This is a genomic window from Corynebacterium sp. TUM25020, from assembly GCF_056388495.1.
On the sequence record NZ_JBWJFG010000004.1, the window covers coordinates 147,667 to 162,399 of the forward strand.

At 59.9% G+C, this 14,733-nt stretch carries 13 protein-coding genes; 12 read left to right on the forward strand and 1 reads right to left on the reverse strand.

The features are described 5' to 3' along the window. The first annotated feature begins 49 nt into the window (after positions 1-49). From murC to AC05K6_RS06610, 11 genes are all read left to right on the forward strand, one after another. Positions 50-1,531 carry a UDP-N-acetylmuramate--L-alanine ligase gene (murC, locus tag AC05K6_RS06560; protein ID WP_476728110.1) on the forward strand — a complete coding sequence of 494 codons (1,482 nt, stop codon included), beginning with the start codon at positions 50-52 and terminating at the stop codon, positions 1,529-1,531. Continuing rightward, positions 1,528-2,256, forward strand: a complete 729-nt coding sequence (locus AC05K6_RS06565) for a cell division protein FtsQ/DivIB (RefSeq protein WP_293791332.1) — start codon at positions 1,528-1,530, stop codon at positions 2,254-2,256. The genes murC and AC05K6_RS06565 overlap by 4 nt, the downstream gene beginning before the upstream one ends. Positions 2,257-2,416: 160 nt before the next feature. Then, positions 2,417-3,736: a cell division protein FtsZ gene (gene ftsZ, locus AC05K6_RS06570; protein ID WP_476728111.1), complete on the forward strand. Its 1,320-nt coding sequence runs from the start codon at positions 2,417-2,419 to the stop codon at positions 3,734-3,736. Positions 3,737-3,778: 42 nt separating this feature from the next. Next, positions 3,779-4,540, forward strand: a complete 762-nt coding sequence (pgeF, locus tag AC05K6_RS06575) for a peptidoglycan editing factor PgeF (protein ID WP_476728112.1) — start codon at positions 3,779-3,781, stop codon at positions 4,538-4,540. Then, on the forward strand, positions 4,537-5,283 hold the full coding sequence (locus AC05K6_RS06580; RefSeq protein WP_293791329.1) for a YggS family pyridoxal phosphate-dependent enzyme: 747 nt from the start codon (positions 4,537-4,539) through the stop codon (positions 5,281-5,283). The genes pgeF and AC05K6_RS06580 overlap by 4 nt, the downstream gene beginning before the upstream one ends. Positions 5,284-5,344: 61 nt before the next feature. After that, positions 5,345-5,965, forward strand: a complete 621-nt coding sequence (locus tag AC05K6_RS06585) for a cell division protein SepF (RefSeq protein ID WP_476728113.1) — start codon at positions 5,345-5,347, stop codon at positions 5,963-5,965. 95 nt (positions 5,966-6,060) lie between these two features. Next, positions 6,061-6,351 carry a YggT family protein gene (locus tag AC05K6_RS06590; RefSeq protein WP_293791327.1) on the forward strand — a complete coding sequence of 97 codons (291 nt, stop codon included), beginning with the start codon at positions 6,061-6,063 and terminating at the stop codon, positions 6,349-6,351. A gap of 623 nt (positions 6,352-6,974) precedes the next feature. Continuing rightward, positions 6,975-8,141 carry a DivIVA domain-containing protein gene (locus tag AC05K6_RS06595; protein WP_476728114.1) on the forward strand — a complete coding sequence of 389 codons (1,167 nt, stop codon included), beginning with the start codon at positions 6,975-6,977 and terminating at the stop codon, positions 8,139-8,141. 69 nt (positions 8,142-8,210) lie between these two features. Further along, a complete protein-coding gene (locus AC05K6_RS06600) occupies positions 8,211-8,369 on the forward strand; it encodes a hypothetical protein (protein WP_473963437.1) in 159 nt (52 codons plus the stop codon). 357 nt (positions 8,370-8,726) lie between these two features. After that, positions 8,727-11,921, forward strand: a complete 3,195-nt coding sequence (ileS, locus tag AC05K6_RS06605) for an isoleucine--tRNA ligase (RefSeq protein ID WP_476728115.1) — start codon at positions 8,727-8,729, stop codon at positions 11,919-11,921. Between the two features lie 25 nt (positions 11,922-11,946). Further along, positions 11,947-13,293 carry a DNA polymerase IV gene (locus tag AC05K6_RS06610; RefSeq protein ID WP_473963439.1) on the forward strand — a complete coding sequence of 449 codons (1,347 nt, stop codon included), beginning with the start codon at positions 11,947-11,949 and terminating at the stop codon, positions 13,291-13,293. Here AC05K6_RS06610 and AC05K6_RS06615 read toward each other — a convergent pair. Beyond that, a complete protein-coding gene (locus AC05K6_RS06615) occupies positions 13,271-14,263 on the reverse strand; it encodes an asparaginase (RefSeq protein WP_476728116.1) in 993 nt (330 codons plus the stop codon). The genes AC05K6_RS06610 and AC05K6_RS06615 overlap by 23 nt on opposite strands. Positions 14,264-14,396: 133 nt before the next feature. Here AC05K6_RS06615 and AC05K6_RS06620 point away from each other — a divergent pair, with 133 nt between their 5' ends. Further along, positions 14,397-14,723, forward strand: coding sequence for an ArsR/SmtB family transcription factor (locus AC05K6_RS06620; RefSeq protein WP_293791321.1), 327 nt, complete (start codon positions 14,397-14,399; stop codon positions 14,721-14,723). Positions 14,724-14,733 lie beyond the last annotated feature (10 nt).

A 14,733-nucleotide genomic window follows, 5' to 3' on the forward strand; every position in this document is an offset into this window, starting at 1 on the left:
CGAAGCCACACTTCCCCCCTCCCTTCTTAGAAAGGCATCTTCTTCCACGATGAGCGAGCAGTCCCAAACCACGGATCTCACACGCGTACACATGGTGGGTATCGGCGGAGCCGGAATGTCCGGCATTGCCCGCATTCTGCTGGATCGCGGCTACCAGGTCAGCGGTTCTGACATGAAGGAGTCACGCAGCATTCTGGCGCTGCGTGCAGCCGGGGCACAGATCCAGGTGGAGCATTCAGCGGATAACCTGCGCCTCCTGGGCGACCTGCCGTCCGTTGTCGTCACTTCTTTCGCAGCAATCCCGCAGGACAATCCAGAGCTCGTTGCCGCCCGCGAGTCGGGTATCCCGGTGCTTCGTCGATCCGATGTACTGGCACTGTTGTTGCAGGATAGGCGTGCATTCCTACTAGCGGGCACGCATGGAAAGACCTCAACCACATCGATGGCCGTAGCCGCCTTGCAGTCCGCGGGACAGGATCCTTCTTTTGCCATTGGTGGGCAGCTGAACCGTGCGGGCACGAACGCCCACCACGGCACGGGCGATATCTTCGTCGCCGAGGCGGATGAATCCGATGGCTCCTTCCTGTCCTACTCGCCAGAGGTGGCGGTCGTGACGAACATCGAACCCGATCACCTGGATTACTTCAAGACCGAACAGGCCTATCGCGAAGTCTTTGAAAAGTTCGCCCACCGCATTATTGACGGTGGTTACTTGGTGGCCTGCCTTGACGATCCGGGGTCGGCTGCGCTCGCGGAGGGTTTGGTAGCTGCTGCGGCCGATGGCATGGATCTGCCCTTTACCGTTGTGGGATATGGCACGGCCGAAGCTTGTGACGCCCACTCTTCCGTTACCCCAGCGGCCATTATCGAAGCCACGGAGGTGACCGCCGAAGGGACTGTCTCCACGCTGCGACTGACTGAGGCCACCCCGGCTGCCGGAGAATACTCCCTGCGCGTGGCCATCCCCGGTATTCACATGGTGCTCAATGCCACGGCGGCGGGGCTGGGCAGCGTGCTGTTGGGAGCGGATGTGGACAAGGTGTTTGCTGGTATTGCCGGTTTTGACGGTGTACGCCGTCGTTTCGAATACCACGGCACTCGTCGTGAGGTTGAGGTCTACGATGATTACGCCCACCACCCGACTGAGGTGGCGGCCGTTTTGTCGGCTGCGCGCCAGCGAGTGGAGGCTCGCGGCGGACGCATTGTGGCGGTTTTCCAGCCACACTTGTTCTCCCGCACAATGAATTTCGCACAGGAGTTCGCCGACGCACTTTCTCTGGCTGATCAGGTGGTGCTGTTGGATATCTTCGGCGCTCGCGAGGAGCCCGTGGAGGGAGTCGATTCTCGCATCATCGGAGACAAGATCGACGCTTCCACCCAGTGGGTATTTGAACCTGATTTCTCCAGCGTGGCGGGCGTCGTTGCCGACCTAGCACAGCCTGGTGACATGGTTCTGACCATTGGTGCGGGAACCGTGACAATGCTGGCGGATGAGATTCTCCTGCAGCTGGACCGTGGTGATCGCGGGTGAGTAGGGCGTCCAGAATTACACGCGATAGCGCAGCGCGCGCCAAGGGCAAGAAGTTCCTGAAGAAGAATGGGGCGCCGAAGAAGCGCGTGCAGAAGATTATCGCGGGGCTGGTGGCGCTTATCGTGCTGCTGGGCGTGTTGATGTATGCGGTGCCGATCCTTAAAGTGGCGCAGATCGACGTGCAGGGTACGACTCATGCGGACGTGGAAGCGATTCGCGAGGCCAGCACCATTAATGCTGGCGATAACATGCTGCGCCTGGACATGGCCAGCGCCGCTAAGGGAGTTTCCAGTGTGGCGTGGGTGGAAAAGGTGACGGTGAAGCGTTCCTGGCCTACGACGGTCACGGTCGAGGTGACTGAGCACAATGCCGTGGGCTATGTGATGGACGGCGACACGCCGCATGTCGTGGACGAGAACGGGCAGGTGTTCCTAACGGGTGTGAAGCCCGAGGGTGCTTTGGAGTTTAAGAAAACCAAGCCGGACGATGCCCGAGCGATCGATTCAGCGTCCAAGGTTCTCCAGACTTTGTCCCCAGAACTGCGGGGCAAGTTGGAGGGGATCGAGGCTGGTTCAGCAGATAGCATCCGCCTGTTTTTCCCTAATCAGGTGGTGTATTGGGGTTCGTCCGACAGGGCGGATGAGAAGGCTGAAGCGACCCGTATCGTGCTGGGGCGTAAGGGAAATTGGAACGTTTCCAACCCCGCGATGCCCACCGTGAAGTAGGGCTGAAACCCCAGCTTAAGCCTTAAGTTGAACTTTAAGGATACGACACGCCACCAAAAATGTGCGCCGCTAAATGCTTGACGGCTAGGAAGATGGACGCAACAGCAAACCGGCAAACCGCAAAGCACGAAAAATTCATTAGGAAGGCGGACAAGCACACATGACGAATCCTGGAAACCACCTCGCTGAGATCAAGGTGGTCGGCGTCGGCGGAGGCGGAGTAAACGCCGTCAACCGCATGATCGACGAGCAGCTGCAGGGCGTGGAGTTCATTGCGATCAACACCGACGCACAGGCATTGATGCTCACCGATGCGGATATCAAGCTGGATATCGGCCGGGAGGAGACCCGTGGCCTGGGCGCAGGTGCCAACCCGGAGGTGGGCCGCAAGTCTGCCGAGGATCACAAGGATCAGATCGAGGAGATCCTCGCCGGTGCCGACATGGTCTTCGTCACCGCCGGCGAGGGTGGCGGCACGGGTACGGGCGCTGCACCGGTCGTGGCCAATATTGCTAAGAAGCAGAATGCCCTGACTGTCGGTGTGGTTACCCGCCCCTTCGGCTTTGAAGGCCGTCGTCGCAGCAAGCAGGCAATGGAAGGCATCGAGGCCCTGCGCGAGGTATGCGATACCCTCATCGTCATCCCCAACGACTCCCTGCTAAAGATGTCCGAAGAGCAGCTGTCCATGATGGAGGCTTTCCGCAAGGCCGACGAAGTGCTGCTGAGCGGTGTTGAGGGCATCACCAAGCTGATCACTACCCCGGGTGTGATCAACGTGGACTTCGCCGACGTGCGTTCCGTTATGACCGACGCAGGCTCCGCGCTGATGGGCATCGGTACCGCCCGCGGCGAACAGCGCGCCGTGAAGGCTACCCAGGCCGCCATCAACTCTCCGCTGCTGGAAAGCACCATGGAAGGCGCCAAGGGCGTGCTGCTGTCCTTCGCCGGTGGTTCGGATCTGGGGCTCCTGGAGGTCTCCCAGGCCGCTGATCTGGTGGAAGAGAAGGCCGACGAGGACGTCAACCTGATTTTCGGTACCATCATCGACGATCAGCTGGGCGACGAGGTGCGTGTGACCGTCATTGCTACCGGCTTCGACGATTCTCCGTCTGCACCTTCTGCCAACCAGCGTGCCGGTGCACACCGTGCGTCCGAAAATGCTGACGCGGGCGCTGCCCAGCCGACGAATCTGTTCGGCGGTCAGGAAGCACCACAGGCAGGCCAGAACTCCCAGTATGCAGTGCAGGGACAGCAGATCCCGGCACAGCAGGAACAGCAGGTTGATCCGGCTCAGCAGACAGGCGCACAGTCTAGCTTCGCGCAGCGTCGTGGCACCATGCCGCAGCCGACGCAGCAGGCACAGCCTAACCAGGGCGGCGGCTTGTTCACTACTGCTTCCCAGCAGCCTCAGAATCCGACCAACGCGAATGTTGACCTGTCGGAGGAAGAGGACGACCTGGATCTGCCGGACTTCAACTAGAAGTTCGCATCCAGCAATCAGCGTGAGGAGCAGGAGCTTCCCATGAGCCCTAAGAACCACGACCAGCAGCAACCCCAGCCTAAGGTGCGGAAAGTCTTTACGGATCGCAATGGTGGCGTGTCCACCGGCGCCTATGGGTCCTTTAACCTCGGCGATCACGTAGGTGACGACCCTGCGGCTGTCGCCCAGAATCGTCAGCGTCTCGCCGATGTCTTGGGGCTCGCTGTGGAACGACTGGTGTTCATGGAGCAAATCCATTCGCCGAACGTTACGGAGGTCACCGCCAACCACCTGACGCCCGGCACCTCCCCGATTGTCGAAGCAACCGACGCTTTGATTACCACCCTGCGCGGGACTGCCCTGATCGTCCTTACAGCGGACTGCGTTCCGGTTTTGCTATCCGATGAGGACGCAGGCGTGGTCGCGGCGGTTCACGCTGGTCGCATGGGAGCTCGCAATGGGATCTTGAAGCGCGTGATCGCTCGCATGGAGGATCTCGGTGCTGTTCCCAGCAATATTCATGCGCTGCTCGGCGCTGCTGCAAGCGGCGAGAACTACGAGGTACCGAAGGCTATGGCAGCCGATGTGGAATCTAAACTTCCCGGTTCCGCCACAACTACTGCCAAAGGCACCAGCGGGCTGGACATTCGTGCTGGTCTAACCCGCCAACTGCTTTCCCTTGGGGTGCGTAGTATCGACGCCGACCCGCGCTGCACTATCGCTTCGGAAAACGCCGATCGTTTCTTCTCCTACCGCCGAGAGGGGACGACAGGCCGCCAAGCGGGCGTAGTGTGGATGCCATGACAGAGCAGCTGAGCGAAACTCACGAGCCGAGCGACCTGCCAGGCGGGGATGCAGAGCTCGGACCGCGCGCCCGAGAGCTCGCCGAAAACCTGGCGCAGGTGCGTCGCCGCATCGCGGTCGCTGGGGGAGCGGATTTGCTGCCCATCACCAAGTTCCACCCTGCGGAGGACGTCCGACTGCTGGTACGTTTGGGCGTCACTGCTGTCGGCGAGAACCGCGAGCAGGAAGCGCGCGATAAACACGCGCAATTGGCGGAGACAGGACTTCAGTTCCACATGGTGGGGCAGGTCCAGACCAAAAAGGCGAACTCCGTGGCACGATGGGCCGCAGCGGTGCATACCGTCGATTCATTGAAGCTGCTGCAGGCGCTCGACCGTGGCGCCGCGTTAGCCTTAGAACGAGGCGACCGCGAGTCTGCTCTGCCGGTTCTGTTGCAGTACAGTGCCGACGGGGATCCGCAGCGTGGCGGGGCAGTGGAAGCGGACATCGACGAGCTCGCCGACGCCGTCTCCGCGGCGGAGAATTTGGAGCTGCGCGGACTAATGACTGTGCCCCCGCTGGAGGCAGATCCGGCGACCGTGTTCGCCCGTGGACGGCAGCTCGTTGAGCGGATTTCCGACCGGGTGGTGGGTGCCCCAGTGTACTCCGCGGGGATGAGCGGTGACCTGGAGATCGCCATCGCGGAAGGCTCCACGCTGGTGCGTGTCGGTACGGATATTATGGGCGCGCGACCAGTACTTTAAACCAAGAAGTTAATAATTAAACACCCTCGAAAAACTAGCAACGGAAGGTTCCTCAAGAGCAATGGCAGACAACTTTATGGACAAGACCAAGCGCTTCTTCGGTTTTGATCCCGTGGAATCCTACGATGCCGATTACTACAGCGACGGCTACGGTTCCCGTGATCGTTCCGACCGTGCAGACCGTGCCGATCGCGATGCACACGAGCCTTCCTACCGCTCCCGTTCGGACCGCGATCACCGTGATCACTTGGATCGTGCGGAGCGTGGTGAGCGCGGTGATCGTTATAGCCGTTCCGAGTTCTCGGATCGCGAGGATCGTTACTCTTCTCGTGGCTCAAGCTTCGCTGATTCTGACGCCGCCTTTGACTCCGGCTACTCCTCCTCTTACTCCGGCTCAGCCGCCGAGGAGAAGGATCCTTCGGCATTCGTGTCTTTCACCTTGAGCTCTTACACCCAGGCGGGCGAACTGGTGGAGAACCTGAAGGCACGTGAAGTTGTTGTCTTTTCCCTGAGCGGTATGGAAAAGGGCGAAGCTAAGCGTGTTCTGGATTTCGCCGCAGGCCTGAGCCGCGGCCTGGATGCTCAGCTGAAGAAGCTAAAGGGTGTGCGTAACTTCATCTTGCTGCCGAAGGGCGTGACCCTGGCCCAGGATCAGCTGGACGCCATCGCGGAGACCATCTAAGTTTTTAAGATCCTTTGGACAATCGTCGTTAGCCAGTAATAGCCCGCGTCGGAATGCATCGGCCGGGCTTTCATTGGTAGAAAGAGCTGTTGTAAGTGAACGAAATCCTGCTTGTGCTGCTGTGGCTGATTCGCCTGTATGTGCTGATCCTGATTCTGCGCATCATCATTGAGATGATTCAATCGTTCTCGCGTAATTGGCGACCACAGCGTTGGTTCACCATCGTGGCGGAACCCTTGTTTGTTCTTACCGACCCTCCGGTCAAGGCGTTGCGCAAGCTGATTCCTCCGATCCAACTTGGGGGAGTGGGATTGGATGTCTCCGTATTAGTTCTCTTCTTCGGACTTCAGCTGTTGAGCATGTTGCTGGGAGCGTTTATTCGCTAAGCCCTCAGTATGCCCTCAGTGCGAGTACAAACCCGCCAGATCTAACCCTGAATTGGGGGTGATGAGGGGAGTGAGCTAGCGGGTACAAAGCTCGCTAAAGTTCACTATTGAAGCTGCTTCCAGCAGTTTCTTTGGAGCCTAAAATTAGGGGGTGGTTAATGGGGGAGGGATGGCGACAAATAATCACAAGACTGTTGTGAATAATCGTTCAAGACATTAGTATTAGGGACATCTTCGCGGTACGTGAGTGAGGCTGCGGAGATGTCGTGTGTAGTGACGGAAACCGCTACTGGTTGGGAATGTGGGTCCTAGCCGGTGGCGGTTTTCCTTTTTCCGTCATCTGTTAGAACGCTGTCCACTGGCGAGTGTTACGCATTCTCCAAAAAAGGGCAGAAGATCTTCTATGGGGGTGCCTGTGGGGGTGGAGTGTAGCCTGTGATACAGATGTGGTGTTCGTAAATTAAAGTTATTCTAGGACTAGGGGTCAATCTCTATCTGAAGTTGAGACTGTCCCGGTGGAAACTGGTATGCTTTGTAGCTGTTTCATAAACCATCAATAGTTCATTACTGTTGCGAACGCCTTCTAGCACTTTGAGGCAATCCGAAAGGGAAAGGTACAACCTATGCCACTCACTCCGGCTGATGTGCACAACGTAGCTTTTAGCAAGCCGCCGATCGGCAAGCGTGGTTACAACGAGGACGAGGTCGACCAGTTCCTGGATCTCGTGGAGGACACTCTTGCGGAACTGCAGGATGAGAACTCCGACCTCAAGCTGAAGGTCGAGCAGCTGGAGTCTGGCTCTGCCAAGGGTGCCGGTGCCGCAGGTGCCGCGAGCGCCGCCGGAGCCGCAGGTGTCTCTAAGGTTGACGAGGCAGCACTGCGTCGCCAGATCGAGACCGAGCTGCGTGGCAAGTTCGAGTCCGAGTACTCCACCAAGCTGGAGCAGGCTCGTAAGGACGCCCGCGCAGAAGCTGCTGAAGCACAGGCTAAGCTGAGCAGCTCTCAGCCTCAGGGCGCGGATGCAGCACAGCCGAACGCTGCTGAGATCGAGAAGAAGATCAAGGCTGACTACGAAGCAAAGCTTAAGGCTGCCGAGGAGCGCGCTGCGCAGGCTGAGAAGCGCGCAGAAGAGGCAAAGAAACAGGCTCCGGCTCAGGCCGCCGCTGCAGTACCGGCTGGTGCAGCCTCCGGCGATGGCAAGTCCGGCGTCGCAACTGCCGAAACCCACATGCAGGCTGCTCGCGTTCTGTCCCTGGCACAGGAGATGGCAGACCGCCTGACCGGCGATGCTAAGGCCGAGTCTTCTAGCATGCTGGAAGAGGCTCGCGCTACTGCGAAGAAGACCATCGACGATGCGGACTTTAGCTCCAAGAACATCCTGGCAGATGCCCAGAAGCGCTCCGAGGCTCAGCTGTCCGACGCGAAGACCCGTTCCGAGAAGATGCTGGCCGACGCGGAGGAGAAGTCGAGCGCACAGCTGGCCGACGCCAAGCAGAAGTCCGAGGTTATGATCTCCGACGCCACCGCTCAGTCCCAGGCGCAGATCCGCTCCGCACAGGAGAAGGCAAATGCGCTGCAGGAAGACGCAGAACGCAAGCACACCGAGATCATGAACACGGTAAAGAAGCAGCAGGCTACCCTCGAGGCACGCATCGAGGAACTGCGTACCTACGAGCGCGAGTACCGTACCCGCCTGAAGACCTTCCTGGAGTCCCAGCTGGAAGAGCTCAACAGCCGCGGCACCGCTGCACCTGCCGGCTCCATCGAGGTAGAGGGTCAGAACAACTAGTAGCAACTAGTTTTCGTTGACCCCACTAGCCCTTTAAGCCCCAACGCAACCGCCAGGAGGATTTGGAACATGCTTTTCGCAGCCATCCTCCTGGCGGTTGTCGGGTTTATAGCGCTGGTGGTCAGCCTCGCGGTCGGGTCCACCGCCTGGGCCTGGATCTGCGTGGCTGTAGCTGCGCTAGGCGTGGCTCTGTTCATTTACGACCTGATTCGCCACCACAAACGCTAAAACAAGCAAACTGAGACTTGAATCAAAGATCCCCACTTGCGCCGTGTAGGCTGGGATCCGTAACTGAATAGAAAGAAAACCACACGCAATGATCCGACCATCATCGGGGAGCGTTCCTGGAAGAACGGTGTTTTCACCTCACTTCGCTTAGGCGAGGAGGTAGGGATACTCATTAGAACCAGGCGGAGTCGCGGCACGTCACAGCCGTAAGAGAAGAAGTGGGCGGATTACGCCAATCAGGGTGGTACCGCGTTTTAGGCCTTTGTTGGCTCGAAGCGTCCCTGTTTCTATGACATGCTCGTCGGCAGCACCGCTGTGGGCGTCATTAAGAAAAACAGAACAGAAATAGGAACCACCATGAGCGAAGCAACCCCAGCTGGCGGCGCCTACCCGCGCGTCGATATGTCCAACGGCGGCTCGACTGCCTTTCCTGCTCTCGAGGAGAACGTTCTCGAGTACTGGGCCAAGGACGGCACGTTTAATGAATCCGTTTCCGCCCGCGAAGGCAATGAAGAATACGTTTTCTACGATGGCCCGCCCTTTGCCAATGGTCTACCGCACTACGGGCACCTGCTGACCGGCTACGTCAAGGACATCGTGCCGCGCTACCAGACCATGCAGGGCAAGAAGGTCGCTCGCGTTTTCGGCTGGGATTGCCACGGCCTGCCCGCCGAATTGGAGGCGGAAAAGCAGCTAGGCATCAAGGATCGCGCTGGCATCGAAGAGATGGGCATGCGCTCCTTCAACGAGTACTGTGCATCGTCCGTATTGCGTTACACGGATGAGTGGAAGGAATACGTCACTCGCCAGGCTCGCTGGGTGGACTTCGACAACGGCTACAAAACGATGGATCCGGGCTTTATGGAATCCGTCATGTGGGCCTTTAAGAACCTCTACGACAAAGGCTTGATCTACCAGGGCTTCCGCGTGCTGCCGTACTCCTGGGCTGAGCACACTCCGCTGTCCAATCAGGAAACCCGCCTGGATGATTCCTACAAGATGCGTCAGGATCCGACTCTGACCGTCACCATGCCGCTGACCGGTGCGAATGCCGGAACTGCTGCTGAAGCTACGCTGGCTGAGCACCCAGAGCTCTCCGACGCATCCGCCATCGCATGGACCACCACCCCGTGGACCCTTCCGTCGAACTCCGCGCTCGCTGTGAACCCTCAGGTTACCTATGCCCTGGTCAAGGTAGGAGAGAAGGGAACCGAGGGCTTCGCCGGCCAGAAACTGGTCCTGGCGGAGGCCCTGCTGGGTGCCTACAGCAAGGAGCTAGGCGAAGACCACGAGGTTCTGGCGACCTTCCCCGGCGAAAAGCTGGTTGGGTTCACCTACAGCCCAGTGTTCGACTACTTCAAGGATCTGCACAATGGCTTCCAGATCCTGAGCGCAGACTATGTCACCACTGAGGACGGAACCGGCGTGGTTCACCAGGCTCCTGCGTTCGGTGAAGACGATATGAACACCTGCCAGAAGGCAGATATCGAGCTGGTCATCCCGGTGGACATGGACGGCAAGTTCACCGCCCAAGTCCCTGACTATGAAGGCCAGCTGGTCTTTGACGCCAACAAGGACATCATTAAGGATCTGAAGGCCGCCGGCCGAGTGCTCCGCCACCAGACGATCGAGCACTCCTACCCGCACTCGTGGCGCTCCGGCGAGCCGCTGATCTACATGGCACTTCCGTCCTGGTTCGTTGAGGTCACGAAGTTCCGCGACCGCATGGTGGAACTGAACCACGAGCAGATCGAGTGGATGCCCTCCCACATTCGCGACGGCCAGTTCGGCAAGTGGCTGGAGGGCGCACGCGATTGGAACATCTCCCGCAACCGTTACTGGGGTGCACCGATTCCGGTGTGGGTCTCCGACTCCGAGGAGTACCCACGCATGGATGTATACGGCTCTTTGGAGGAATTGGAGCGTGACTTCGGCCGTAAGCCAGCCTCCCTGCACCGCCCGGATATTGACGAGCTAACCCGCCCGAACCCGGATGATCCGACGGGCAAGTCCACCATGCGCCGTGTACCGGAGGTACTGGACTGCTGGTTCGAGTCCGGTTCGATGCCCTTCGCACAGAAGCACTACCCGTTCGAGAACAAGGAGTGGTTCGATAGCCATTCCCCGGCGGACTTTATCGTGGAGTACTCCGGACAGACCCGCGGCTGGTTCTACACCATGCACGTGCTGTCTACGGCACTGTTCGACCGGCCGGCGTTCAAGAAGGTCGTCGCACACGGCATCGTGCTGGGTGACGACGGGCTGAAGATGAGTAAGTCCAAGGGCAACTACCCGAACGTCAACGAGGTCTTTGATCGTGACGGTTCGGACGCTATGCGCTGGTTCCTGATGAGCTCGCCGATCCTGCGCGGCGGTAACCTGATCGTCACCGAGCAGGGCATCCGCGAGGGCGTGCGTCAGGCGATGCTGCCGATGTGGAACGCCTACTCCTTCCTGCGCCTCTATGCTTCCCAGCCGGCGCAGTACGATACCTCGTCCACCAACGTGTTGGATCGCTACATTCTGGCGAAGCTGCGTGACACGGTGCAGGGCGTGACCGACGCGCTGAACAACACGGACATTGCCACCGCTTGCGACGAGATTCGCTGGTTCTGTGACGCATTGACTAACTGGTATGTTCGCCGCTCCCGCGACCGCTTCTGGGCGGGCGACACCGTTCACCCCGAGGCCTTCAACACCCTCTACACCGTCTTGGAGACGCTGTGCCGCACTGCTGCACCGCTGCTGCCGATGACTACCGAGGTTATTTGGCGCGGCCTGACTGGCGAGCGTTCCGTACACCTTGCGGATTTCCCACAGGCCGATGCGTTGCCGGCTGATGCCGAGCTGGTAGCTGCAATGGATGCTGTTCGCGCCGTTAGCTCCGCTACGAGCTCCCTGCGTAAGGCACACAAGCTGCGTAACCGCCTGCCATTGCCCAAGCTGACCGTAGCGCTGCCCAATGCCAACGCGTTGGAGGACTTCACGCAGATCATCGCCGACGAGGTGAACGTCAAGCAGGTGGAGCTCACCGAGGACGTAGCGAAGGTCGGCAGCTTCGATGTTGTCGTGAACGCCCGTGTGGCTGGCCCACGCCTGGGCAAGGATGTCCAGCGTGTGATCAAGGCAGTGAAGTCCGGCAACTACACCGTCGACGATGCTGGTGTTGTCACTGCGGATGGCATTGAGCTGCAGGATGGGGAGTTCACCCGCAAGCTCGTCGCCGCTGACCCGGAGCACACTGCTGAGGTTTCCGGCCACGACGGCTTGGTGGTTCTGGACACTCAGACCACCCCGGAGCTGGAAGCCGAAGGCTGGGCCGCTGACCGCGTGCGCGGCGTGCAGGAAGCCCGCAAGGCTGCCGATCTGCAGGTAAGCGACCGGATCCACCTGACCCTTTCCGTGCCTGCGGACAAGGAAGAGTGGGCCCACACCCACACGGACACCATCGGCAAGGAGGTGCTGGCCACGGACGTGAAGATCGTCGTCGGTGAGCAGCTTAACCACGACGTCGCCGACGGTTGCTCGGCTGACATCACGGTGGCGTCATAAAGAAATAGGCCCACAGGGTACGCACATGCGCTGGGTAGCTCACATCGACATGGACGCGTTCTTCGCCTCCGTCGAGCAGCTCACCCGGCCCACTCTGCGCGGTCGTCCGGTACTCGTCGGCGGGCTGGGCGGGCGCGGGGTCGTGGCAGGCGCATCCTATGAAGCGCGAGCCTACGGCGCCCGCTCTGCAATGCCGATGGGTCAGGCCGTGCGCCTATGCAACCATCGCGCGGTGGTGGTGCTTCCGCGAAAGGAGGTATATACCACCGCCTCGCGACGCATTTTCCAAGTTATCCGTGCCCACGCCGGGGTAGTGGAGCAGCTCTCCGTGGACGAGGGCTTTGCCGAACCCCAGGGGCTTGGCAGTGTAGCCGAGGCCCGCGCGTGGGCGGAAAAACTACAGGCCAGGGTGGAGGAAGAAACCGGCCTGCCTGCGTCCGTCGGCATGGCGGCCACGAAGCTGGATGCAAAAATGGCCAGTGACCTAGCGAAACCCCATGGAGTATTTGTGGTGCCGCCAGAGCAACGCATGGAGATCTTCGCGAACCGACCTGTAGGCGACATATGGGGCATCGGCAAAGTTGCGCAGGGGAAGCTGCACACCATGGGGATCGAAACGATCGGCCAATTTGTAGTCGCCGACGTAGAGGATATTCGAGGTGCCTTAGGATCCGTCGGCGCAGAGATGCAACGCATGGCCGCCGGGGATGATCCGCGGCCCGTGGCACCCCGCGCGCCCGCCAAGCAGGTCAGCGCTGAAAGAACATTGCAGACCGATGCGCGAACTACTGCCGAAGCCATGCGCGTACTCCACGAGACCGCGCAAGCTATGCACCGCCGTTTGCTTAAAGACGGCCGTGCTGCCCGCACCGTGACGGTCAAGACCCGCACCACGGACTTCCAACTGCACACGAAGTCCGCCGGTTTGCCAGCGCCGACAGAGGATTTCGATAAAATCTTTGCCCTCGCCCAGCGTCTCATGCCGCGTCCGGAGGAAGCTGGTGCCTTTCGCCTCGTCGGAGTGAGCGTATCCGGACTTGTCGCCGATCGTCAGGAGCTACTCTTCCCCGAACTCGACGGTCCACCCCTACCTATTGTCGCTGATCAGCCTACTGATTCTGGTGTTGCTGCCTTTACTGATGACGCCATCACGGTTCATCCGGCCTGGCATGCCACACAGGATGTATCGCACGTGGAGTACGGCCACGGATGGGTGCAGGGAGCCGGCAACGGGGTGGTTAGCGTACGCTTCGAAACCGCTGCGACCGGGCCGGGGAAGACCCGCACCTTCCGCATCGACGATCCAGACCTTAGCCCTGCTGATCCGCTGGATAGTCTGGGGTGGGATCTCAGCGACCTGATGGAGGAGTAGCAGCAAGCTCGTATAGGAGCTCGATACGTGCCTGGCTGGGTCGCAATGCGCCTCCACTTCGGAGGCCATCTCGCGCCAGCTGCGCTCCGCCGCCGGTGCCGCCATAAACGAAGGAAACCCCTCCCGTGGGCACGCGACTGCATACCACCACAGGCAGGTCGGCGCGGTTCAGCGCACGTCGACTGGCGCGCCAGGTCGTCAGCTCTTCAGCCACGGCGGTGGGAATATTGCCCGACCCCATTGCAGCCAACACCAGACCATCTACAGTGCCCCCTTTTCTATCCCGTTCGTGCAAGGCGCGGAGGAGCTGGCCGTCATCACCTGCGAAGGTAGTGATGATGGGCACGAACAGACCGGCAATCCGCGGAGGATTCGGTGCGTCGGAGGACTTAAAAGGACGTGATGCTGAATCCTCCGCCACGTTGGAATCCGCCAGAGCATTGCGGAAGGCAGTATCCGCAGTGGTGTGGGCCTTATAGGCCCCACGAGCGGCAACGATGGAGTCACCAAAGACTATATGAACACCCGGATCGAGTTCCCCAGTGGTCAGCGCAGCTAACGCGCGGGAAAGGTTGGCCGGGCCGTCCGGTGTGGCGTCATCACCTGGGCGCTGAGCGCCCGTAAACACGACGGGGCACGGCAGTTGTAGTGCGCATGCAGCGGCGACGGCGGATTCCTCCATTGTGTCCGTGCCGTGCAGCACCACAATGCCGATTGGGGCAGGGGAGCAGAAGCTTGCGATGTGGCCGATGAGCTCATCGATTTGGGGGAGGGTGATCGAGCTGGAATCGATGCTCATGATGTCGTGTGCGACGGGCTCGACCCCCTGGGGAATATGAGCTTGACCAACGATATCCGAGCAGGCCAGCGACGGTACAAGATCGCCGTCAGGGGAGTGGGTGCAGCTGATGGTGCCACCGGTGCCGAGGATGGGAATCTGTGGACGATTTCGCGAGGCGCTGGAAGTCATGTGCCTAATGTACGCGACGCCTAGGCGTGCCTCATCGGGGGCGTTGATCAAGGGCTGTTAAAGCGAATTGAGTTGTGCAGGAATACTTGCATGATTAACATGCAAGTATTCCTGCACGATCCAAGGAGGTTCCATGTCCCCTCGCAAGTATCACCACCCAGAGACTGATGAAATCACCCTGGCCAGGGTGCTGGCCGCCTTGAGTGACCCCACGCGTCTCGAAATGATTCGTCGTCTGGCTGACGGGCGCGAGCACGATAGTCTCGAGCTTGCGGACGACTTGCCGCGGTCGACACTGACGTACCACACCCGAATGTTGCGGGAGGCAGGGGTTACATGGACCAGAGGTGAAGGTCGCGCATGTCTAATCCGAATGAGGAGTGAGGACCTCGATCGCTTATTCCCCGGTCTTCTTTCTGCTGTAGTGGCCAATGCTGTCCCTGAGGAGGGACAGGCATGATGGGGCGGCT

Bases quoted from the DNA above. Each gene is read 5' to 3' on its own strand.
- murC (WP_476728110.1), top strand. From the start codon at position 50: ATGAGCGAGCAGTCCCAAACCACGGATCTCACACGCGTACACATGGTG.
- ftsZ (WP_476728111.1), top strand. From the start codon at position 2,417: ATGACGAATCCTGGAAACCACCTCGCTGAGATCAAGGTGGTCGGCGTC.
- pgeF (WP_476728112.1), top strand. From the start codon at position 3,779: ATGAGCCCTAAGAACCACGACCAGCAGCAACCCCAGCCTAAGGTGCGG.
- AC05K6_RS06580 (WP_293791329.1), top strand. From the start codon at position 4,537: ATGACAGAGCAGCTGAGCGAAACTCACGAGCCGAGCGACCTGCCAGGC.
- AC05K6_RS06585 (WP_476728113.1), top strand. From the start codon at position 5,345: ATGGCAGACAACTTTATGGACAAGACCAAGCGCTTCTTCGGTTTTGAT.
- AC05K6_RS06595 (WP_476728114.1), top strand. From the start codon at position 6,975: ATGCCACTCACTCCGGCTGATGTGCACAACGTAGCTTTTAGCAAGCCG.
- AC05K6_RS06600 (WP_473963437.1), top strand. From the start codon at position 8,211: ATGCTTTTCGCAGCCATCCTCCTGGCGGTTGTCGGGTTTATAGCGCTG.
- ileS (WP_476728115.1), top strand. From the start codon at position 8,727: ATGAGCGAAGCAACCCCAGCTGGCGGCGCCTACCCGCGCGTCGATATG.
- AC05K6_RS06610 (WP_473963439.1), top strand. From the start codon at position 11,947: ATGCGCTGGGTAGCTCACATCGACATGGACGCGTTCTTCGCCTCCGTC.
- AC05K6_RS06615 (WP_476728116.1), bottom strand. From the start codon at position 14,263: ATGACTTCCAGCGCCTCGCGAAATCGTCCACAGATTCCCATCCTCGGC.
- AC05K6_RS06620 (WP_293791321.1), top strand. From the start codon at position 14,397: ATGTCCCCTCGCAAGTATCACCACCCAGAGACTGATGAAATCACCCTG.